17 protein-coding genes, 3 pseudogenes and 1 riboswitch are annotated in these 23,214 nt (G+C 43.7%); of the genes and pseudogenes, 8 read left to right on the forward strand and 12 right to left on the reverse strand.

Features of this window, described 5'->3' with window-relative positions; all coding sequences use genetic code 11:
• Positions 1-72: 72 nt before the first annotated feature.
• The 7 genes from QNH10_RS04025 to QNH10_RS04055 all read right to left on the reverse strand — a co-directional run bounded on the left by QNH10_RS04025 (position 73) and on the right by QNH10_RS04055 (position 7,138).
• The gene (locus QNH10_RS04025) at positions 73-792 is read right to left on the reverse strand and encodes a hypothetical protein (protein WP_283733605.1); all 720 of its coding nucleotides are present in this window, start codon (positions 790-792) and stop codon (positions 73-75) included.
• Positions 793-1,330: 538 nt separating this feature from the next.
• Positions 1,331-1,741, reverse strand: coding sequence for a hypothetical protein (locus tag QNH10_RS04030; protein ID WP_283733606.1), 411 nt, complete (start codon positions 1,739-1,741; stop codon positions 1,331-1,333).
• A gap of 495 nt (positions 1,742-2,236) precedes the next feature.
• Positions 2,237-2,779 carry a hypothetical protein gene (locus QNH10_RS04035; RefSeq protein WP_283733607.1) on the reverse strand — a complete coding sequence of 181 codons (543 nt, stop codon included), beginning with the start codon at positions 2,777-2,779 and terminating at the stop codon, positions 2,237-2,239.
• Between the two features lie 350 nt (positions 2,780-3,129).
• Positions 3,130-4,545, reverse strand: coding sequence for a sensor histidine kinase (locus QNH10_RS04040; protein WP_283733608.1), 1,416 nt, complete (start codon positions 4,543-4,545; stop codon positions 3,130-3,132).
• Positions 4,542-5,243 carry a response regulator transcription factor gene (locus QNH10_RS04045; protein ID WP_283733609.1) on the reverse strand — a complete coding sequence of 234 codons (702 nt, stop codon included), beginning with the start codon at positions 5,241-5,243 and terminating at the stop codon, positions 4,542-4,544. Before QNH10_RS04045 ends, QNH10_RS04040 begins: the two co-directional genes overlap by 4 nt.
• 256 nt (positions 5,244-5,499) lie before the next feature.
• Positions 5,500-6,426: a dipeptidase gene (locus QNH10_RS04050; protein WP_283733610.1), complete on the reverse strand. Its 927-nt coding sequence runs from the start codon at positions 6,424-6,426 to the stop codon at positions 5,500-5,502.
• Positions 6,413-7,138, reverse strand: a complete 726-nt coding sequence (locus QNH10_RS04055) for a gamma-glutamyl-gamma-aminobutyrate hydrolase family protein (RefSeq protein ID WP_283733611.1) — start codon at positions 7,136-7,138, stop codon at positions 6,413-6,415. The genes QNH10_RS04050 and QNH10_RS04055 overlap by 14 nt, the downstream gene beginning before the upstream one ends.
• 231 nt (positions 7,139-7,369) lie before the next feature.
• Here QNH10_RS04055 and QNH10_RS04060 point away from each other — a divergent pair.
• Positions 7,370-8,385, forward strand: a pseudogene (locus QNH10_RS04060) (asparaginase).
• Positions 8,386-8,429: 44 nt separating this feature from the next.
• Here the strand turns inward: QNH10_RS04060 and QNH10_RS04065 are convergent.
• On the reverse strand, positions 8,430-9,590 hold the full coding sequence (locus QNH10_RS04065; RefSeq protein ID WP_283733612.1) for a S1C family serine protease: 1,161 nt from the start codon (positions 9,588-9,590) through the stop codon (positions 8,430-8,432).
• Between the two features lie 389 nt (positions 9,591-9,979).
• Between QNH10_RS04065 and adh the strand changes: the two genes are divergently transcribed.
• Both adh and QNH10_RS04075 read left to right on the forward strand, forming a co-directional pair.
• Positions 9,980-11,521, forward strand: a complete 1,542-nt coding sequence (adh, locus tag QNH10_RS04070) for an aldehyde dehydrogenase (RefSeq protein ID WP_283733613.1) — start codon at positions 9,980-9,982, stop codon at positions 11,519-11,521.
• 42 nt (positions 11,522-11,563) lie between these two features.
• The gene (locus tag QNH10_RS04075; protein WP_283733614.1) at positions 11,564-11,932 is read left to right on the forward strand and encodes a DUF779 domain-containing protein; all 369 of its coding nucleotides are present in this window, start codon (positions 11,564-11,566) and stop codon (positions 11,930-11,932) included.
• Between the two features lie 81 nt (positions 11,933-12,013).
• Here QNH10_RS04075 and QNH10_RS04080 read toward each other — a convergent pair whose 3' ends face one another.
• A complete protein-coding gene (locus tag QNH10_RS04080) occupies positions 12,014-13,408 on the reverse strand; it encodes an S-layer homology domain-containing protein (protein ID WP_283733615.1) in 1,395 nt (464 codons plus the stop codon).
• A 128-nt stretch (positions 13,409-13,536) separates the two neighbouring features.
• Positions 13,537-13,929, reverse strand: a complete 393-nt coding sequence (locus QNH10_RS04085; RefSeq protein ID WP_283733616.1) for a thiol-disulfide oxidoreductase DCC family protein — start codon at positions 13,927-13,929, stop codon at positions 13,537-13,539.
• A gap of 160 nt (positions 13,930-14,089) precedes the next feature.
• Between QNH10_RS04085 and QNH10_RS04090 the strand changes: the two genes are divergently transcribed.
• Positions 14,090-14,269 carry a hypothetical protein gene (locus tag QNH10_RS04090; protein ID WP_283733617.1) on the forward strand — a complete coding sequence of 60 codons (180 nt, stop codon included), beginning with the start codon at positions 14,090-14,092 and terminating at the stop codon, positions 14,267-14,269.
• Between the two features lie 136 nt (positions 14,270-14,405).
• The gene (locus QNH10_RS04095) at positions 14,406-14,765 is read left to right on the forward strand and encodes a hypothetical protein (RefSeq protein ID WP_283733618.1); all 360 of its coding nucleotides are present in this window, start codon (positions 14,406-14,408) and stop codon (positions 14,763-14,765) included.
• Between the two features lie 100 nt (positions 14,766-14,865).
• On the opposite strand, the pseudogene metH reads toward QNH10_RS04095, so the two are convergent.
• Together metH and QNH10_RS04105 are read right to left on the reverse strand one after the other, a co-directional pair.
• Positions 14,866-18,301, reverse strand: a pseudogene (metH, locus tag QNH10_RS04100) (methionine synthase).
• Positions 18,294-20,141 carry a bifunctional homocysteine S-methyltransferase/methylenetetrahydrofolate reductase gene (locus tag QNH10_RS04105; protein WP_283733619.1) on the reverse strand — a complete coding sequence of 616 codons (1,848 nt, stop codon included), beginning with the start codon at positions 20,139-20,141 and terminating at the stop codon, positions 18,294-18,296. The pseudogene metH and the gene QNH10_RS04105 overlap by 8 nt, the downstream one beginning before the upstream one ends.
• A gap of 86 nt (positions 20,142-20,227) precedes the next feature.
• A riboswitch (SAM riboswitch) is annotated at positions 20,228-20,336 on the reverse strand.
• 115 nt (positions 20,337-20,451) lie between these two features.
• Between QNH10_RS04105 and QNH10_RS04110 the strand changes: the two genes are divergently transcribed.
• From QNH10_RS04110 to QNH10_RS04120, 3 genes and pseudogenes are all read left to right on the forward strand, one after another.
• Positions 20,452-20,634: a histidine kinase gene (locus QNH10_RS04110; RefSeq protein WP_283733620.1), complete on the forward strand. Its 183-nt coding sequence runs from the start codon at positions 20,452-20,454 to the stop codon at positions 20,632-20,634.
• A gap of 133 nt (positions 20,635-20,767) precedes the next feature.
• Positions 20,768-21,364 (forward strand): biotin transporter BioY, encoded by a 597-nt coding sequence (locus QNH10_RS04115; RefSeq protein ID WP_283733621.1) that lies wholly within the window; start codon positions 20,768-20,770, stop codon positions 21,362-21,364.
• A 143-nt stretch (positions 21,365-21,507) separates the two neighbouring features.
• A pseudogene (locus tag QNH10_RS04120) lies at positions 21,508-23,177 on the forward strand (hypothetical protein).
• The last annotated feature ends 37 nt before the right edge of the window (positions 23,178-23,214 follow it).

Raw genomic sequence — 23,214 nt, forward strand, 5'->3', positions numbered from 1 at the left:
ATGCGTTATTCACGCGATTTATGCGTTTTTTTAAGTATTATAAAAGGCCGACCCCGTGTGTGGGCCGGCTTTTTACGTTTGTTTTCGTCTTTTGAAAGGGAGGAATCGAATCATTAAAAGGACTCCGACAAAGAATGAGAAAAACGGGAAGATGAATGGGAATAAAATAGATGGCATCCAATTCCAAGCATCCGTATAATAACCAATTGCAAATGGAGAGGCGCCGCTATTATTCAATAATAGGGTTTGCAAGGCATTACGGTTGGTGAAGCTGAACGATTCTCCTTCCAAATGGCCTGCCTCGTTAATACTATATAAATCGTATGTTAACATCGTTGGGTCAATAGTAATCCCCACTTCAATGGGGTCGTTAGTTTTCTTTAAAATCATATACAGTTTTTCTTCATCTCTCCGTTTATCTTTCAGGATGATAAAAGAAATATTGCCGTAGTATCTTGCCAATCCTTCTTCTTCAATCCGTATAGGGTACTGCTCCAATTTATCGATTTGTTCTCCATTGACAACGACCGATAAATCGGCAAAAGCGATAGTATATTTCCAAGGATCCGTATAACTTTCCTTATCAATTGGCGTTTCTTCAACCGTTACAGTGTGATCCTTATAGAGGAACGTTGATTTCGGTGGTGGATATCTGTGACTAATAATATGGAGGTCGTAACGATTATGCATTTTAGCAGTATGTGTCTTTTCCATTGCCATTTGCGCAGTTAATGGAAGAGAGCTAAGAAATAAAATTACCCCTATTAAGAATAGTACCCATCTTTTTTTCAACTACCTAATCCCCTCGTTTTCATACAGCTGTTGTTTAATTGTATGTTACCATAGAATGGAAGATCCGCGTCCTTCCATATGTGAAATATAAACGGTCTGTCAATCGGCTGCGAAATGGTACACAAGAACATTTACAGAATAAGCTGTTCGTATGCACGCATAAATTGCACCAGACACGCATAAAACCATAACTTTACACATAAATCGCATCAAAAACGCATAAAAATTTTTTATGCGTCTTTCAAGGGATTTATACGTTTTTTTAAGTATTATAAAAGGCCGATCCATCAAGGTAACGGGTTCGGTTGATGGGGAGAAAACACAAAAACGCATCCCAATTAGCAGCTAAATTAGCGTATGATTCACACCCGAATTAACGGTAAAAAAGGCATAAAAAACGCACAGTAATGTCTGTGCGTTTTTTTATACCATATTTTTGAATTTGTGTGTTTTCCACTCCTTCAATCGCACCCTTTTGCGGTATAAAAGTATGCTTGTTTTGCCGATTCAATTGTATTGCCAAACGATCTATTTTCGCCTATACAGTTCTTACTTTTGTTGAGAAACTAAAGATAAAAAGCAGCTCTCCCACAAGGAGCAAAAGCATCGACACGTTAGACACCGCTGGTAGAACGAAGAAAAGGACTCCTGTAAGAACTACAAGAAAGATAAATAACCCAAGGACCTTATCGAAATTTCTCATACGTGAGTAAGTGGATAGATAATTTTCTTCATTACGCAAAGTCATAATAAGCTTATGCAGGATATAAAAAATTATTAACATACCGACAACAGCAAGTAGCGCGAGACCAAGCACTAAAACTGTTGCCAATCCAGTTGAAAGTGGGATTGTTGCAATTGAATTTCCTGTTCCATTTAAAATGGCAAATCCAATACTGTGAAACACCATAAATATGACAAAAGGCTGTATACGCTTAAGGCTTGGCAACGATGATGCAATTGTCTCAAACCGAAATAAATCAAAATATATCCAATTGTATTCGTTGCATAAAAGAATACCCCTGTGTCCAGAAACTGCAAATTAAGTTTAGCAAATACAAGCAGTACACCAAGTATGAATAGTTGCATTGGTTTCCTCCAATCTGAAAATCATCTACTTATTATAATCTATTTTAACACATAACCTCTTCTATCCTTCAAAGTATTCTTTCATTTCAAAATTATATTTTTACGGTAACCATAAACAATTAACAAGCGTTTTAGCAAGCTAATTGGCAGTGGCACATAAATTTATGCGATGCCACTAATTCACCTACCGATTAAGGTGCGAATTCATTCAAGAAAACACCTTAAACATTGATATAACAACAGAAATGGGGATACCAATTCATATGCGAATTGTGTCCCCAAATGCTGCTTTTTTTATCGTTTTCTCCCCATCAACCGAACCCGTTACCATCAAGGCTCAGCTTTTTGTGTACAATCATTTTGTTTTTGCCGGTTTGGGCCATATGAAATATGAAATGGAAAGGACGAAATCGATACCGAGAATGAGTAACCATAGTTTCAGCATATCCGAAAGGGATTGGGTTCTATCCGGGTCGTCAATCCAGTAAATCATAAGATATAAGAACGCACCGCCAATGATGAAAGCGAGCACATGTTGCAAGGAGCCTTTCAAGGAATGTTTTGCATAAGCCATTCCTGATCTTCGTGCCGGTTTCGTTCCTTGTTTTTTTATATAGTAAACAAATCTTTCATCCGCCCAACGGATCATGCTTTTACCGAATGCGATGGACACACCGAGGTAAATCGCTGCAAGGGCATGAACCTGTGTTGCGGTTGCGCCGTTGTATAAGTCACTTGCTGTAACAATCAGTAAAAAAAGATCAAGGACCGGGGTGAGGGCAAGGAAAAATAGGCCAATCCGTTTTCGGTTGAAAATATACCGGGTGATCAATCCAGCAGCAATGACGAGCCAGAATCCAATCTCACAAGCTACGATTATCCACGCGATGAAACTCATAGGAACACCTCTTCTTTCAGACTACTCAATCAAATCGTACCACAGTAATCTTATATATGAAACGGACTGACATTCCTATTCGTTCAAGGTCCATTAATTCTCGTAATGGTCCATTCTTCCGCGCGTAAGGTCCATTAATTCCCGGCAGGGTCCAATCTTTAGCGCTCGAGGTCCATTAATCCACGTTAAGGTCCATTCTTTTGCGCTCAAGGTCCATTAATCCTCGTAAGGGTCCATTCTTCCGCGCTCAAGAAAGCTGCCCCGCGCTCAAGAAAGTATCTTCCGCGCTCAAGAAAGTTGCCCCGCGCTCAAGAAAGCTGGCCCCGCGCTCAAAAATCAGCCTCTCGCGCTCAAGGAAGCTCCCACATCGGCAACTCAATCCGAAATCTCGTCCCTTCACCTTTCACACTCTCCACAGTAATCGTACCGCCATGCAATGTGACTAACTGTTTCACGATTGATAACCCTAACCCGAATTCGCCATACGGATTTGTCGTCCGTGAGTCAATCGCCTTGTAGAAACGGCCCCAAATCTTCTCGATCTCCAAGGGATCCATTCCGATGCCTGTGTCTTCAATTTCAATGACTGTTCGATCATCCCGCGTATACCCCCGTAGCCTGATGACTCCATTTTCCGTGAATTGAATGCTGTTTTTCGTAATATTGATAAGCACTTGTGTAAGTCGATCGTAATCCGCAAAGACAGACACTTCTTGCGAAACTTCTACAATTATTTTATCTCCGCGTTCATCTGCTACATCCTCTAATTGTTCCTGAATGATTTCAAGTAATTCCCCAAGCTGAATCTTCTGCTTAAGAAGCACCACCTGGTTGGAACGAATCTTTTCGTAATCGAGGTTTTCATTCACAAGACGGATCAGTCGCATGGTTTCATTGCTTGCAAGGTGAAGTCCGCGTTCCTTCTCCGATTCCGAAATCATATCGTTCCGCAGACCTTCGATGATGCCGCGGATTGTCGTGAGTGGTGTCCTTAATTCATGAGAAACGTCCGCCATAAATTGCCGTCGTCGATTTTCCAGGTTCTCGATTTCCTCAGCGGACGCTGCAAGCTTTTCGACCATTCCGTTGAAATCCCCGGCAAGTTCACCGATTTCATCGATGCCTTCTGTCGGTATTCGCACATTGTAATTTCCTTGCGCAACATTTGCGGTAGCGGAGCGCAGCCGTTTAATACGCCTGCCGTGGAATGTCGATAATATTCCGCTAAGCAATAAAGCGATGGTTAGTGCGATGAAAGTCGTGTAGATCAAATAGCTATTCATTTGAGAAATGATTTCCCTTGAGCCTTTGATGGGAGACGTTAATAAAATACCGCCGACGAACTGGTTTCGATGAAAGTAGGGAAGTAGGACATAGGTGACGTCTTGCTCGAATCGTTTGTATTCCTGTTTCACTGTGATTGCCTTGCCATTTTGCAATTCTCGCCATTCTTCTACATTTAATTCGATCAATGGAGTTTTCAAACCAGTGGAATAAATGATTGCAGACTTTTCATTGAACAAACTGTATTGGATATCCCGACCTTCCAACACATGCCCGTATGATTTCAATATTTCCCTTGAACTGCCTTGGACTTGTTCGATATCGCTTAAAATCGATTTTCCGTATGTGGCAAGCTCCTCTGTTTTATTGTCATAGACGAATTGCTCGACAAAATGTGAGAACAGCAAACTAAGAATTAAAAACGCGATGATAATGACGCTGAAATGACTCGCTAGTTGTTGGTAGAAGTATTTGATCTTCATTCGGAATCACCGATTGTCTCGTCAAAGCGGTAGCCGACGCCCCAAACCGTATGGAAAAAAGGTTGCTTCGCCTTTGATACTTTCGATCTTAACCTTTTAATATGCACATCCACCGTTCGGTCATCGCCGTAAAAGTCATAGCCCCACACACGATCGAGTAGCTGTTCACGTGAAAACACTTGCTTTGGATGTTGGACGAAAAAGTGGAGTAGATCAAATTCTTTCGGTGTTAGGTTTGGTACTGGCCTGCCATCCAATAGTACTTCTCGGGTCATCGTATTTATTGTAAAATGGTTCGTTTTCAACATTGTTTCATCCTGTTCCGGCTCTTTCAAAACCGTATAGCGTCGTGTAACGGCCTTGATACGTGCCATTAGTGCAAGAGGACTGAATGGTTTCGTCACATAATCATCTGCGCCCATTTCGAGTCCAAGTACTTGGTCGGATTCACTGTCTTTTGCCGTAAGCATAATAATCGGCACTGGAACCTGTCCCTGACGAAGCTTCCTGCAAATTGACACTCCATCCATCCCTGGCAGCATCCAGTCGATAATTAGGCAATCCCAATCTTCCGAGCATGCCCGCTTATATCCTTTCAACCCATCCTTCACAAACTCTCCTTTGATCCCTTCCTTTTCAAAAAACAGTTCAATCATGGAAGAGACACTTTCATTATCTTCGATTACAAGGATTTTCATTGAAATTCCCTCTTTTCACCAACCTTATGTTACTTGAAATTATACAGGTATTTTAAAAACAAAAAACAATTAAAGCTCATGGAATATCGTTGTTTTGATGTGTGGTCGCTCAATTTCATGTGAAGGAAATTCTTAATAATTAATACAAAAGACCAAGCAGTACGAGGGAATTGTATATGGATCAGATTGGCGATTTGGAATTGGATATTTATATGAAATGAGAAAGGGGGCGTCTGGGAAAGACGACCCCTTTGTCTTATTTTGGTATATGATTCAAGAAGTTTTTAAACGCAAATCCTTCTACTTCATCCTCGCTATACTTCTTCAATAGCTCGTCAATCAATGTTGGATGCATGGAAGCGTCCTCAAGATTCGTGACTTTTTTCGAAATACCGTCAAAATCCGACCCGAATCCAATTTGGTTTACGCCCCCAAGTGAACAAAAGTGGTCAATATGTGCAATGAGATCGGAAATGGATGCCGAATCCTTCCCGGTAATGAAAGGAGGATTATATACGACATGGATGAGCCCATTCTTTTTGAATAAATGGCTAACTTGGTCATCGGTCAGATTCCTTTGATGGCTACAGAGTGTCTTTGAATTCGAGTGACTTGCGATAGGATAGTCTGCTATCTCCATCAAATCCCAGAAGGCACGTTCACTTAGATGCGAAACGTCCGAAAGGATCTTGCGTTCATTGGAAAAGTGGATGATATCTTTTCCGAACTCAGTTAAACCCGCACCTCGTTCCTCGCCAACCCCGTCCGCAGCCAAGTTTGCATTATTCCAAGTCAATCCAATTGAACGTACACCTAATTCGTAAAGAATCGACAGTTTCTGCAAGTCATTCCCGATGCAATCGACGCCTTCCAATGTTAGGAACGCACCAATCTCGTCATCTCCAAGCTGATCAAATTCCTGCCAGTTTTTTAGGGCTTTCATTTTCGGATTTTTTCCAATTACATTATTGTAAAAGTGATGGATTTGGTCTAACGCTACCTGGAACTTTTGGTCAGACTTAATGGATGGGTGTATGAAGATTGCAAACGCTTGAATTTTTACTCCACCTTGTTTCAATTTATTATAAGTAACATCCAGTTCCACGGAATCCTCAAAAGACATTTCACCTTTTGACTGCTCCATTCTATATAACACATCACAATGCAAATCAATTATCTTCAACTTGAACCATCCTCTCGAGACAGGCATTTATATACGCTTTGAATAATCTATCAGAAACCTGATCTCCTTTATGGAGCAATGCCTCCGGATGCCATTGCACTCCAAGAACAAAGTGGTGCTTTGTACTTTCCATCGCCTCAACAACCCCATCGCTTGCCTGTCCTGAAACGATTAATGGGGAAGGGATATCTTTTACAGCCTGGTGATGAAAGGAATTTACCAAGATCTTTTCGGATAATGTGATTGATGCAAGAAGGGTATCTTTCACAACATTTACAGTATGGGATTGATGGCTCCTTTTCGCGTTTTGATTATGTTGCACGAGTGGTGTAGTGATTTGAGTGTTAATATCCTGGTAAATTGTTCCTCCGAAGGCTACATTCAAAATCTGATGACCTCTACAAATACCAAGGATGGGTTTATCCAAACTAAGCATTTGACGAACCAATTCCAATTCAATTGAGTCTCTTTCAGGTGTAACATCCCCAAGCTGTTGAATAGGTTCTTCGTTAAATTCCATTGGATTAATATCCCCACCGCCTGAAACAACTAATCCATCGATGATCGAGGTGATTTGTCCGACGTCGGTTTCCACACCTGTCGGAATGATTAACGGTACGCCACCGCCCGCGATTACTGCTTGGATATACGTGTTCTGAAGTGTGTGAGTTAGATGCTCTACATTAGAAGTTATTCCTATAATAGGTTTCAACCCTGATTTCCCTCCCTTTTTATGGTGCGGCTTAGAGCGATAAAAAAGCACCATCACATCAGAATAGTCTGATAGATGAATTGATATAACCTTACCAAACTTAAAAAAACCTTTCAATAATGTTTTTGCAACTCAATTAATTTGGTATAATCCGAACTTGCATTTAAACGGAAAGTAGAAAATAATAGAATTATATAGTTGTGATAAATATAGGGAATGGAAGTGTTTATAATGTCTGAAGTACTTGTAAATGTTGAACGGGGTCCTTTGGTTGAAAGTAAACATAGAGGCAGCATTGCGATTGTCAATGCAAAAGGGGATGTAATTGTTAGGGTCGGTGATATCGATGATGTTATTTTTGCACGTTCGTCCATGAAACCTTTGCAAACCCTTCCAATTATCGAAACGGGCGCTGCGGATCATTTTCAATTCGATGATGGGGATCTCTCGTTATGCTGTGCTTCCCATAATGGCGAAAGGCAACATACCGATAGGGCTGCATCCATCTTAAGCCGAATTGGTTTGGAAGTGTCTGATTTGCAATGTGGTACCCATCCTCCAAGATTTCAAGCGGCATTTGAGGAAGTTATAAAAGAAGGCAAAGAAATAACGCCAATCTATAACAACTGTTCAGGGAAGCATAGTGGAATGCTTGCAACGGCAATACATATGAATGAAAGCATTGACGATTACTATAAGGTGGAACATCCTGTTCAACAAAGGATACTATCGGTTATTAGCGAGTTGACGGATGTACCGGTGAATGATATTCAAATTGGCATCGATGGCTGCGGTGTACCGGTCCATGGTGTACCGTTAAAGAATTTGGCTCTTAGTTTTGCAAGGATGGCGGATCCAAGCGAATTGGATGAATCCCGTAGACAATCAGTTGGTAGAGTGACGAAAGCAATGATGAATGCTCCGGAAATGGTTGGCGGACAGCAAGGTTCTGTACAGATTTCATGAAGCATATGGGTGGAAGGGTATTTGGAAAGGTCGGTGCTGAAGGCGTCTATTGCGTAGGCGTACCGGAAGCTGGACTCGGTATTGCTGTAAAGATTGAAGACGGCAATAGCCGCGCGACAAATGCAGTAGTTATGGAAATTCTTGACCAGTTGGATTTGCTTCAAGAGCAGGAGAAAAAGGATCTTGCCTCTTACCATTTCCCTGAATTATTAAATGCAAGAAAAGAAAAAATAGGAACGCTTCGACCTGTGTTTTCTATCCGTCAAACGGTTGATCAATAAACAATGAAACACCTCCGCCAAGTCCACGGCGGAGGTGTTTTTACTTATTCTATCGGCGTTTTACCTGTCAATGTCAACTCAACTGTTCGTTTCTCCGCACCAGTATAGACGGTTAACTGTGCTTTATCCCCGATGGAAAGCTCCGAGTAAAGGAATTTACGGAGTTCCATACTATTCATTATGTCGGTCCCGTTGATCGCAGTTATGACGTCTTGCTCCTTCAATCCTGCTTTGCCTGCTGCGGATGTCGGGTCGACGCTCGTGATCATCACTCCGCCTTTAACTTCTTGTGGGATATTTTGAACATACATATATGGAACATTGGCTAAGTCGGCGAGACTGATTCCGATGTAAGGTCGTTCGATTTTTCCGTTTTTCGTAATTTCTTCAAGCAAAGGAACAACATCATTGCTTGGGATTGCGAAGCCAAGTCCTTCCACGCCACTTTCAGCAATCTTCAAGCTATTGATGCCGATCACTTTCCCATCGGCACTAATAAGGGCTCCGCCACTGTTCCCGGGATTGATGGCGGCATCAGTCTGGATGACATCCATTTCCCAATTTCCAGCGGTCGTTTTCACCTCGATTGAGCGTGATGGCGCGCTAATGATACCTTGTGTGACTGTACCGGAGAAATCCAAGCTAAGCGGATTACCGATTGCAACAACGGTATCGCCTGCACGCAGCTTACCCGAATCCCCGAATTCAAGCGCAGTATCGACGTTGGATGCGCTGATTTTTAGGACGGCAAGATCAGTCAATGCGTCACTTCCAATGAGTTCGGCAGTTTCTTTCTCCCCGCCTTCCAATGTAACTTCAATTTTTCCTGCCCCTTCAATGACATGATTATTTGTCACAACATAAGCGTCATTCCCATCAATCTTATAAATGACGCCAGACCCGGTTCCGAATTCGGAGAGCTCAGAATTACCTGCAAACCGGTTGCCATTGGTTTTGAAGTTGGAGACACCGACAATTCCTTTTGATGCATATTCCACCATGTCTGAAAGTGTTGATCCGGAATACGTAGAAGTTGGGATGATATTTGTTGTTGTTGATGAATTTTCCGTTACGGCAGCTGTCTTTTCCTGCGGCATTTTCGCCTGTAAAAGATCTGTGTTGGCCACAACCCCTAACGTAAGTGCCGAACCAAGAACCCCTGCACCTACTGTTGATATGAATCGCTTAATGAAAGAATTCTCCATATTTAAAACCCCTCTCTTGAACTGGTTAATGTCATTGTAAGGTGCAATTATGAACAAATTATTACGGAGGGATGAAAAAATGGTAAATAGAGGGCGAGTGGTGATAAACCGGCTGTGAGCGGTGATAAACTCTCCTTGACCGGTGATAAACCTGCCATAAGTGGTGATAAACTCTCTCTAAGCGGTGATAACCCCCAAATCCACCCTAATCTATCAAACTTGCAATAGTCTTTATAGTCAGATAGAATGAATTTACACACTCTTCATTCAAAAATAAAAATGTATGCGCTTTCAAATAGAATGTCTTAGCTCGGTTCGGCATACTATGGCTTTGTGTGCAATTTTTGCACTTACTATAGCAATCTATAATGAATTGGGAGGAATGGAACATGGTACAAGCTGTTGAGAGTCACGTTTATGCATTTCCGAACACAGAAGGGGCAAAAGTAAACTTCAAGGAACGCTATGATAACTTTATTGGCGGAAAATGGACAGCCCCTGTGAATGGGCAATACTTCGATAACCCGACGCCTGTTACAGGACAAGTGTTTACTAAAGTGGCAAGATCGACTGCCGAAGACATTGAGCTTGCGCTTGATGCTGCACATGCTGCGAAGGACGCTTGGGGGCGGACTTCGGTTACAGAACGCGCAAACATCTTGCTGAAAATTGCTGAACGCATGGAAGCGAATCTTGAGATGCTTGCCGTTGCTGAGACGTGGGAAAACGGAAAAGCGGTACGCGAAACATTAAATGCAGACCTACCGCTTGCAATCGATCATTTCAGATATTTTGCTTCCGCCATCCGTGCACAAGAAGGTGGCGTCAGTCAAATTGACAATAACACAGTAGCGTACCATTTCCACGAGCCGATAGGGGTTGTTGGTCAGATCATCCCTTGGAACTTCCCATTGCTAATGGCGGTTTGGAAGCTTGCTCCTGCGCTCGCTGCAGGAAACTGCGTCATACTGAAGCCTGCTGAGCAGACACCTGCATCCATCTTGGTATTGATGGAACTGATTGAGGATTTATTGCCTGCCGGAGTCGTCAATATCGTCAACGGTTTTGGACTCGAAGCAGGGAAGCCGCTTGCTTCAAACCCACGAATCGGAAAAATTGCATTCACAGGTGAGACGACGACAGGGCGCCTCATTATGCAATATGCATCACAAAACTTGATCCCGATGACACTTGAACTTGGCGGGAAGTCACCAAACATATTCTTCGAGGACGTCATGGCAGAAGACGACTCATTCTTAGATAAAGCAGTTGAAGGTTTCGTCATGTTTGCATTGAACCAAGGGGAAGTGTGCACATGCCCGTCTCGTGCATTGATCCAAGAATCCATCTACGACAAGTTCATGGAGCGTGCAATTGAGCGCGTTAAGGCGATCAAAGTAGGAAATCCGCTTGACCCGACAGTGATGATGGGTGCACAAGCTTCGACGGAGCAATTGGAAAAGATTTTATCTTACCTTGATATCGGAAAGCAGGAAGGAGCCGAGTGCCTGACTGGCGGCGAGCAAAACAAACTCGAGGGTGATTTAGCGGGAGGTTATTACGTTCAACCGACAGTTTTCAAAGGAAATAACAAAATGCGTATTTTCCAAGAGGAGATTTTCGGACCGGTCGTTTCCGTCACGACATTCAAGACAAAAGAAGAGGCATTGGAAATTGCAAATGACACATTATACGGTTTGGGTGCAGGTGTCTGGACACGTGATATGAATACGGCATATCGCTTCGGCCGTGGCATTGAAGCGGGACGTGTTTGGACAAATTGCTATCATGCATATCCGGCACATGCAGCATTCGGAGGTTACAAAGCATCGGGAATCGGACGTGAAAACCATCTTCAAATGCTTTCACATTACCAACAGACGAAAAACATGCTTGTTAGCTACAGTGAGGACAAGCAAGGGTTCTTCTGATTCTTATGATGGGATGGGATGATTGAGGAAAGGAGGATGTTGATGCCTGAACGTGTTCTTGCAACCGACGCCGCTTTGGAATTGATCGAACTATTGAAGGGAAAGCATGGACCGTTGATGTTTCACCAATCGGGCGGTTGCTGTGACGGTTCCTCCCCGATGTGCTATCCAGAAGGCGATTTGATCATCGGTGATCAAGACGTTATGCTTGGGTCTATTGGTGATGTACCTTTCTATATGCATAGGAACCAGTTTGAATATTGGAAGCATACACAACTGATCATTGACGTCGTAGATGGCCGTGGCGGCATGTTTTCGCTGGAAGGAGTAGAGGGAAAACGATTTCTTACAAGGTCAAGGGCTTTTACATCCGAAGAGAATAAGGTACTGCAGGAAAGGCTGATGTTGTAAAATCGTTTTTGGCACTAACGACTTTCGGTGAATAAGAGAAAAAACAGTTCCCCCTTATAAATAAAGGGGGGGGACTGTTTTTTAGTTCATAAGCTTTATGAAGTTCACAAGAATTTTTGAAACTTGTGCCCTTGTAGTTGAATCATTTGGCATAAACGAACCATTACTTCCGTCGATAACACCTAACTGGGCCATGGCTAATATGGCAGTCTTAGTCTCTGCGTTAAGACCATCTATATCTTTGAACGGCTGACCGAAATCAGGGGATACCGATAGTGGTTTGCCTGTCTTCAAAACTACAACCCGTTGAATCATTAGGGCAAGTTCAGCTCTTGTGACTTCATCAGATGGTTTGAAATAATCCCCGTTTCCTTTGATGATACCGAAGTGATAAGCTGAATTTATCTCGGCTTGGGTCAATAACGAATAGTTTCCGATATCTTTAAATGGTGATGTCATTGTATCCTGCATATCCAAGTTCAATGCGCGAACTATTACGGCGGCAGCTTGGGCGCGAGTCAGTTTTTCTTCTGGTCTAAAAGTACCATCCGCATACCCTTTGAAAATCCCCCGTTCGACAGCTGCATTTATGAATGGCTCAGCCCAATGACCATTCGTATCCTTGAAACTGACTTTGATAGTTGTTAGACCAAAACTCTTCCAAAATTGCTTTGCTACTATATGGTATCCTTCCTTACTTAAATGGATGTTGGCTGGGTTTGGTACATTGACTTTATAATCCTTGGCGATTTCTACATCGGTAGAAACAAACGAGACATTTGGATATGCTGATGTCGCATTATAAATTGCGCCGTTTAAGTTCAGTAACAGATTAGAGAGTAAGGGTTGAATTTCTTTCGGAAGGTGCGGAAATGGATTGTAATAGCCCATTACATATACGTTGGCTTTAGGGTTGATTGTGAGGACTTCTTTGATGATTTCATTGGTATTATGGCCGACTTGCATAAGTGCTTGCCCTAATAGAGCTTCGTCATATTCGACTTTTCCAGTGGCTTGATCAATCTTAAGGGTACTAAGTACATCGTTCGCACCTACACTCAATGTTATGAGGTTTGAATTTTTAATGGCTTCATGGATAGTCGTAGATGGTTTATCGAAACCATAACCTATAATTGCCCCTGTTTTGTTTTCGCGGATATCCTTCAGCACATCCGCTGTTTTGAAACCGGGATATGCAAACCCCTTATTGAACGAATGAAGCAAGTTCAGTTCAACCATTGATTCGGCAAGGATATCTGCATATCCTTTACCTATATTGTTGGTTGAGTCGACGCCTGCAGCTAACGAATCCCCTAATGCGAGGTAGCTAATCTGCGTTATCTCGTCATTCACAGTGAAAGCTGTAACCATTTTAGCCGAATGGTCAGCTGCGCTCGCACTTTGATATGGAATAATGCCGAATGAAATGGCCAGAACCAAAGATGCAAGCAGTTTGAAAATCATTTTTTTACCCATGCCTTTCCCCCTATCAATTTTCGCGTACGTTAATAGCGTATTCATTGGCCCATGACAATAGAATGAAATTTATTATCACCATAAAAACAAAAAGCCTATGAAAGGATTGAAAAGCATCCTTTCATAGGTTAGATAAACCGTTTTCTGATCTCCGGGGAGGGTAGCATGCATGCGTCTTCGTTCTTTCCGAACCAGCGATAACGGTTTTCTGCAACATAATCATAAACACCGTCACGAATGAAACGAGGGACGAGTATAAATAGGAAAAGGAGATGCCATAAGCCGTCAAGTTTCTTGGCAATATGAAGAGCAGCTGAAGATTTCGTGTATGCCCTTTCGTTTTCAATGAGGACAATGCTATCCACGTCCGCAGGAATACGGTACTGCTTCACATATTTTTGGCCGATATCACTTTGCAATGAAGTAAAGAGGAAATGGGCGGCAGGGTCCCGCTTTATAATGAACTGTACGCTGGAGTTGCAAAAATTACATTCTCCATCGAATAATACGATTCGTTTCATCGATGCGCCTCCTATTAGACGTTTATATTAATAGTATATCCTTTTTAGACGTAAAAAAACTACAGACATTAATCTATGTTTATCGCAGTATACTAACAGAAATGAAATAGTCGTTTCCGTAACATTTGCCTTAGGTACTATTTGTTGAGGGGTGAGTTGAATGGAACATCGATTCATTGATCCGCTTGAAATGGAACGCAGAAGGGATCCTGATTATATTCGATCACTTGATATGATCGATGAGGGAGCGCCTGTCCATTATCCGAAAGAAGGACGGATAACGAGTAGGAAAGAATCTTCAGGTTTTGATGAAAATGAACTGCCGAGGACGTATCAGTGACACAAGTAAAGGGCGTTTCCCTAAATGATGGGAAGGTCCTTTTTTGTTTGGCGCAGTAGAATTTATAACGTCTATAGTCGCTCGCCCGTCTGTCCTATATTTTTCAACATGTAATAGATGGAGGGGGTGAGTGAAGATGATGATGCAACATGGACAATGTGGAGGTCGCTGTGGCGGACGCTGTGGCGGACAATGCGGTTTTCCTCAAATGATGATGCCGGTAAATCAAATGCCGCAGACCCAGTTCCAACCAATCGTGTGCCCGACGCAATGTCGTTTCAATGACCAATTTTTCCCGGTTGAAGTTCCTTATGTTCATCCGATTGTTAACGTTAACAGACAACATCCTGTTATCACGCCACGACACTACTACACCGAAACTACTGAAAACGTAATGGGTGCTCCGGTATTCCCAGGCCGAGGACCAGGATTTGGTGGAGGCCGCGGCTTTGATGGCGGAAGAGGATTCGGCGGATTTGGAAGAAGACCGTATTAAAAAACATGAAAAGCTGTCCCACCGAGCGATTGGTGGAACAGCTTTTTTAATGATGTTTTTTGCAAGCTATTGAAAAGCATTCAACCAGTGGGGCATCGCCTTAGTCTACATTGAAATATCTTGCATCCGGATGTGAAAACACGATTGCGGATACAGAGGCTTCCGGTTCCATCATGAATTCTTCCGTCAACTGTACGCCGATATCCTCTGGTTTTAACAAACCGAACAGCTTCGCCTGGTCATCCAAATTCGGACAAGCCGGGTAGCCGAATGAAAAACGCTGCCCCTGGTATTTGGCTGCAAAGCGGTCGCGCATTGTGAAGTCGGTAGTATCCGGGAATCCCCATTGGTCGCGGATTTCCTGATGGATACGCTCCGCAAATCCTTCTGCAAGTTCAAGTGCTGTCGCCTGGAACGCATGACTCTCAAGGAATTTTCCTTCGGCCTTTAATCTGTTCGCATATTCTCTTACTCCATGACCCGCCGTCACTTGCATAAACGCAACATAATCCATTTCGCCGCTGTCCACCGTTTTCAAAAAGTCGGCGAGGCAGAGGAATGGCTCCTTGCTTTGACGAGGGAAGGTAAAGCGTTCGATTTCCGTCTTTGCATCTGCAGGATCGTAAATGATGACATCGTCTCCGTCCGCTTGTGCGGGGAAGAATTGATACAAGCCAGAAGCCGATAAATGGTCGGATTCGAGGAAGCTGGTGACCATTTCATGAAGCTGCACTGCGCGTTCCTCTCCATTCGCAAGCATCTTATCGAAATTCCCGCGCAAGCCTAAATGATGCCCAATCAGCGTCCGCATATTGACGTATGGATATAAATGCGAGACGGAATAATCCCTCAAGACGCGTCTGCGCAAGTCCGATGGGACGAATACCGGTGCATCTTCCCGAACCGTCTTCACAGGCCTTGGTAAAACGGCAACTGCCGTGTCGCGGTTGGCACGGATTGCCTCTGACTCGATGCGCTTTTCTTGTTTCTCAACAAGTTCGTTCAACAAAGCCTCCCGTTCTCCACCCTGCAACCGGTTCGCGAGCTCTAACCCTTGCATCGCATCCTTCGCGTAAATGACAGGTCCATTGTATTGAGACGCAATTTTTGTCTCAGTGAATCTGCGTGTCAATGCTGCACCCCCTACCATGACGGGTGTGTCGATGCCTGCCTCCTTGAAATCTTGCGCGGTCAATACCATTTGCTGCGCTGACTTCACGAGTAAACCAGATAAGCCAATAATGTCGGGCTTCTCTTTCCGAATGACGTCTATGAGCGTCGCGGGTGTCACCTTAATGCCGATATCAATGACACGGTATCCGTTATTGCTCAATATAATTTCGACCAGGTTTTTCCCAATGTCATGGACATCCCCTTTGACCGTAGCCAAGACGATTTTCCCTTTACCGGAATCATCCTCTTTCTTCTCCATGAACTGCTCGAGGAATGAAACCGAAGCTTTCATCACTTCCGCACTTTGAAGCACTTCCGCGACAATCAGCTGGTTTTCATTGAACAGGCGACCGACTTCGGACATCCCTTCCATCAACGGTCCATTAATGACGTCAAGCGGCGTATCATACATCTCGAGCGCTGCTTCCAAGTCAGGGATGAGCCCTTCTTTCGTCCCCTCGACGACATAATACGCAAGACGTTCAGGGACGGTCTTCGGAATATCGTCCTCCGTCTTTTCTTTCTTTTTATCCCGGTAGAAATCAGTGAACTCCGCAAGTGTCTCATCCGTAGTCGTGAAGAGAAGGTCATTCGCAAGTTTTATTTCACTCTCAGGTATGGAGGCGTACCGTTCTAACTTCTCGGTATTAACAATCGCGTAATCGAGTCCAGCCTGCGTGCAATGATACAAGTAGACCGCGTTCAGCACTTCCCGTCCGACAGGGGCAGTCCGAACGACACATTGCTCACGCCAAGTGTTGTTAAGCTACGTGGCATTTTCTCCTTGATAAGTCGAATGCCTTCAATTGTTTCGACGGCTGACCCGATGTATTGTGCATCACCTGTTCCAACAGGGAAGACGAGAGGGTCAAAAATTATATCTTCTGGAGCGATTCCCCATTTATTCACAAGCAGATCATAGGAGCGTTCCGCAATTTCAAGTTTCCGTTCGCGCGTAACTGCCATTCCGATTTCATCGATCGTACCGACGACGACGGCAGCACCGTATTTCTTCACGAGAGGCAAAACTGCGTCGAATCTTTCTTCGCCATCTTCCAAGTTGATGGAATTGATAATCGCTTTCCCTTGTGAGAACTTTAACGCTTCTTCGATGACCTTCTCATCTGTCGAGTCGATGACGAGAGGCACCTTTACTTTTTTGACGACTTCCTTCATGAATTTCGTCATGTCTTCGAGCTCATCCCGGTCCGGATTCGCAAGGCATATGTCAAGGACGTGGGCACCGCCGCGCACTTGTGCACGTGCGATTTCGGAAGCCTCTTCAAACTTCTCCTCGACGATCAACCGCTTGAATTTCCTTGACCCGATGACATTCGTCCGCTCTCCGATCAATAGAGGACGCATTGATGGATCATATACCAATGGCTCAATGCCTGAAACGGCATGATCATGGGCGACTTCAGGTTTTGGGCGAGGGGTAATCCCGTTAACAGCTTCCCGGATTGCGTGAACATGGTCGGTGTTGTTCCGCAACAGCCACCGACCATGTTGAGCCATCCTTTTTCCGCAAACCCTTTTAATTTCTTAGACAGTGATTCCGGTGTTTCATGATAATGGCCTTCCTCATCCGGTAGCCCTGCATTAGGATAGCAAGTAACAAAACCTGTCGCCAAATCGGAAAGGGAACGTAGGTGATCCGTCATGAATTCGGGACCGGTCGCGCAGTTTAAGCCGACAGATAGCGGCTTTATATGCTCTATGGAAATATAGAAAGCTTCGATGCTTTGACCAGCCAATGTAGTGCCCATCGGCTCGATCGTACCCGAAATCATGACAGGCAGCTCAATGCCTGTCTCGTCGAAAGCCCGCTTAATCCCAATCGTACCTGCTTTCACATTGAGCATATCCTGGCTCGTCTCCATCAATAAAAGATCGGCACCGCCTTCAATTAAAGCCTTTGCCTGAACATAGAAATTATCGGATAACTTATCGAAAGTAATGCCCCCAGTGACGGAAAGTGTCTTCGTAGTCGGTCCGATTGCTCCGGCAACGAAACGCGGCCATTCACTAGTTGAGTATTCGGCAGCACACTGTTTTGCAATTTCAACAGCTCTTTTATTGATTTCACGGACACGATGGCCAAGGCTGAATTCGTCCAATACAAGAGGGGTGCCCCCGAAAGTGTTCGTGCAGATTATATCTGCGCCAGCCTCAAGGTAGGCACGATGGATTTTCCCTAAGATATCCGGCCGTAGAATATTCAAGTACTCGTTACAGCCTTCATACTCCTCTCCGCCAAAATCGTGTGCAGACAGGTCCTCCGCTTGCAGCATCGTGCCCATTGCCCCGTCTATGATGAGGATTCTTTTTTCAAGTTGCTGTTCTATGAGATGTTTAGGCATGGACAATTTTCCTCTCCTTCTCCGCGTCGAGCTCTTTAATATGGTTGATTAGTTCCAGTGACATGTCATAGCGCAGGAACGGAGTAATGATATAAATGCCGTTGAATAGCTCAGCGGCTGTATCGACTAATCCCTTGGCAATAGTGATGCCTTCCTGTGTCGCCTTTTCTCGATCATCCCCGCATGCACGCATTCTTTCCAAGACCTCCTCGGAAAGCTTGATGCCAGGCACTTCATGATGTAAAAATTCGGCGTTCCGAATATTCGTTAGTGGCATGATACCGATGAAAATCGGTGTATCTAAATGTTTCGTTGCTTCGTAGATGTCAATAATCTTTTCTTTCGTATAGACTGGCTGTGTAATAATATAATCTGCTCCGCATTCAATCTTTTTCTCGAGCCTCTTTACCGCTCGATCAAGGACACGTACATTCGGGTTGAACGCGGCTGCTACAGAGAAATTCGCCTTTTTACGAAGCGGTTTTCCTGTAAATGAAATTCCTTCATTCAACTGCTTGATAAGCTGCAATAATTCCATGCTGGAAACGTCATAGACACTCGTTGCGCCTGGAAAATCGCCTACTTTCGTCGGGTCACCCGTGACGGCAAGGATATCGTGAATGCCTAACGCATCAAGACCCATAAGATGGGATTGGAGTCCGATCAAATTATGGTCACGGCATGTCAAATGGACAAGCGGTCGCACATTATATTCATGCTTCAAGATCGAACCCATCGCCATATTGCTAATGCGGGGGGAGGCAAGTGAGTTGTCGGCCAAAGTAACCGCATCAACGCCAGCGTCGTATAGTAGGTTTGCCCCTTCAAAATACTTATCGGTCTCCAAGTGTCGCGGTGTATCGAGCTCCACAATGACCGTCCGTTTCGTTTTTGCTTTTATATGCAGTGGTTCATATTTGACAGGGTCGGCTTCACGGATGACGATTGGTTTCTTTGGATTGACGACTTTCTCTATAATCGGGGGCAGACCTCTTAATTGCTTTTTCGCGGCGGCGATATGCATTGGTGTCGTTCCGCAGCATCCCCCGATAAGACGGACGCCCTCTTCGCGGAGTAATGTTGCCGCCCGACCGAAATAATCTGCTTCGGACGCATAAACGATTCTGCCGTCTTCTACATCGAGCAAGCTTGCATTCGGTGCAGCGGACAGGAACGCATGCTTCGGCAAGGTCACATTGTCAAAAGCTTGGATCGTATGGTAAGGACCTAATCGGCAGTTGACGCCAACAATGTCTGCCCCTAACGACTCGAGGCGATGAAGGGCATCATTTAATTGCAATCCATTCTGAAGAATTCCTGGTTCATCCATCGAAACTTGCGCGATAATCGGCAAATCGGTCATCTTCCTTAGCTCTGTGACGACCATTGATAACTCTTCGAAATCATAATACGTTTCCAACAACAATCCATCGGGTTCGCCGGTAAGCAGCGCGTCTGCTTGTTGTTGAACATACTTCAGCACTTCTGAAGTTGATGCATCACTTTTACGGATGCCAAGTAGTCCCCCGATTGTCCCAAGGACATACTGATTTCCGGGAGCTGCCGCCCGCTTTGCAATACGGACTGCCGCCTCATTGTATTCTTTCACTCTATCTTCTTGGCCATAACGGGCAAGCTTAAGGAAATTTGCGCCATACGTGTTCGTCTGGATGATATCAGCGCCTGCAGCAATATAATCCCTATGTATCTTTTCGATGATTTCAGGTTTCTCGACATTCAATTCTTCATAACAAAAGTCAATCCCGTATGAATAAAGCAAAGTTCCCATTGCTCCATCTGCGACAAGTACTTCGTTTTGCAATCGATCAAGTAATTTCAAGCCCTTCATCCTCCCGCTCTAATATAAAAATAAAAAAGCCTTCTTGAAATAGAAGGCTTTTAAAAAAACGCGATAATTCGCTATCCTTCTCATCTGTCAGGTCATATAAACCTGCTGGAATTAGCACCTTACCGATTACAACGGCTGGTTGCTGAAGCTTCGACGGGCCAGTCCCTCAGCTTCTCTTGATAAGAAAATATTAATTTAGTTGTTAGAATAATTTAAAACATCATACCGTTAAATGTTTAATACGTCAATAGATGAATTATGATAGAATGGGCATACGAACAAAAAATAGAAGGTGAATACGTTGAGGATTTTCAAGTTTTCAATTCCAATTGCACTTCTTGTTGCCGGAATTTCATGGTATATGCTCCATATAAACTTTCAGGAAGTACCAGGAACATCCAGAGTATGGATATCGATAGGTGCTGCTATCCTTAGCGGTACAATATCCTATTTTTTATTCCCAAAAAGTGAAGATAAAGAATGATTGAAGAGGAATCGATAGCCGGAATGCTGTCGATTTTTTTATATACCTATGGTTAACTTGTTTGAGAAACAGGTTGACACAATTTGAGTTAACTTTTATTCTATTGAAGATAACTCAAATTATGAGGTGGATTATGACAACAGCTAGTGTAAAAACAAAAACGGGTATGAGTGCATTCAGTATTGTCTATTGTGGGATGTTTGCGGCATTGATGATGATCGGAGCGAATATAACGTGGTTCGTGCCTTTCCTTGTCATTGGCGGAGTCCCGATAACGTTGCAAACCTTTTTTGCCGTGTTGGCAGGGCTTTTGCTTGGAAGCCGACTCGGTGCAATTTCGATGACAGTGTATATGTTCGCAGGTTTGGCGGGTGCACCTATTTTTTCAAAGTTCCAAGGGGGCTTTGGCTTCATTTTGGTACCGACTTTCGGCTTCGTTGTTTCGTTTATATTAGTTGCATTTGTAGCGGGGAAAATTGTCGAAAAGTACGGCAGTTTACGAAGTTATGTCGTTGCAGGGCTTGTTGCCCTTGTCATAAATTACGTAATCGGGACGAATTGGATGTACTTTGCATACAAGCTGTGGGCTGCGGCTCCAGATGCATTCAGTTACGGAGTTGCTTGGATGTGGATGGTACCGCCACTTCCTAAGGATATTTTACTGTCGATACTTGCTGGGATTTTCGGACACAGGATGTACAAAGTATTAAGGGTTAGAAGGACGATATAAAAAGGACAATCGTACAGCTTCAATTGTGCGGATTGTCTTTTTTTATTATGATTGCGATAAATTTTCTAAAATAAAAATGAATCTAATGGCAAGTTCATTCGTATAGTAGGTGAGTGAAAATTTTATAAGAAAAGAGTGTTTGCATGATAAATTTATTGCTATTTTCACTAGTGGTTGGAATCATATCCGCAATTATAATCGTTCCGTTCGGGTCTAAAGAAAACGGGGAAGCTGCCTTTAATAGGATTGGCGCCTTGTCCGGAGCGGTTATTCTCATAGGCTTGTTCACATTTCTAATTTATTACCTTACGAATTTGGACAGGAATTGGACGTCGCTATGGGCCATGCTGTTAGCTGCAACGATTCTTGGCATAATCTTTGCAACAGGGAAAGAGCGAAGCATTAAGGTGGTACTGTTTTTGGCGGCGCTATCCGTAAGTGCATTCATCCTTAGTGCACCACTCTTCAATGCCGATCAAAAATATGAAGCAGTGGAAATGGATCAGCAAGTGGAAATCAAAGCGTTCGATGAAACAAAAACACCTGCGAGTGTGCCGCCGCAATTTGCCGGAATAAAATGAAAAAAGCATTCGGGCAAGTACCGAATACAAGCTATTACGAGTTGGGGCATTTACAAATCCAAAAAGTGGACGGGGAATTTGTCTATATTGCGCCAGTCGAATTTTCGGGCTTCTTCAAATGGTGGAACGCAAAAACGACACCTGGTTATTTCACAATGAGTGCGACCGATTCAGCTGACAATCCGAAGTTCGTGAAAACTGAGATGTCCTACACGCCTTCTTCATTTTTCGGCAAGCAGGTTGAACGACATATGCGGATGGCTAAGCCTGAACTGATTTTTTACGGCGATGTCCAACTTGAGATCGACGATGAGGGCAAGCCGCATTATATCCGTTCATACGGGAATTTCATCACGGCAAGGAACGGGTTCGATGTCCAGGGATCGTCATGGTCGATCCAGCATCGGGAGAATTGAATCAGTATGCTCTCTCAGAAGTACCGGAATTCGTTGATGGAGCGGTTTCTCCGGAAGCGGTCAGCCTTCAAAACAGCTATTTCGGTAAATACGTCCACGGTTTTTGGAATTCAATCGTAGGGAAGAAGATGTCAAGCTTCCGTCGGACGAAGGGACAGAGGCGAATGTTAGCCCTGTATTCGACGAAAATGGCCATATGTTTTACTTCACTGATTTTACTAGCCCGAAAGAGGAAGTCGATTCGATGCTTGGATATGCATTGACGGATGGTCGGACTGGAAAAGCAATTTATTACACTGGTAATTTGGAGGAGTCCTACATGGATTCGCAAGGAACACTTCAAATTATTGAAAAGAAGTTCATTGAGAAGAAATGGACCGGGGAAATGCCTGTGCTATACAACTTCTATGGTGAAGCAAGCTGGTTGACGCCGGTTCTCATTCAAATGGCTTCTTGCAAAACTATTTCATCGTTTCAGCAGCGAATCCGGAGATTTCCGTTTATGCTAATTCTCCTAATGAAGCTTTAAGGCTTTATAAAACGGCATTACAGCGCGGTGGCAGTACGGTTGACGGCAGCTCAGGCGCACCTGAAGCGAAAGTGGAAGTTGGTGTAGTTCGCGTTTACAAGGAACGCGCCGGGGACTTCACCATTGTTTCTATTTTAGGGGATGACGGACGGAATTACATTGTTTCCACCGAAGCTGTTCCGCTTTCAATCTATATTCAAGAAGGCGATCATCTTGCGATCACGTATTACGAAACGGGTGAACAATTCCTACCTGTTAAGTTAATGAAAAACATGACAATTGAATGATTAAATGAGGCAGTTCTCGAAATACCGGGAGCTGCCT

The sequence above is a fragment of the Sporosarcina thermotolerans genome (assembly GCF_030067815.1).
GTDB classification, from domain to species: Bacteria; Bacillota; Bacilli; order Bacillales_A; family Planococcaceae; genus Sporosarcina; species Sporosarcina thermotolerans.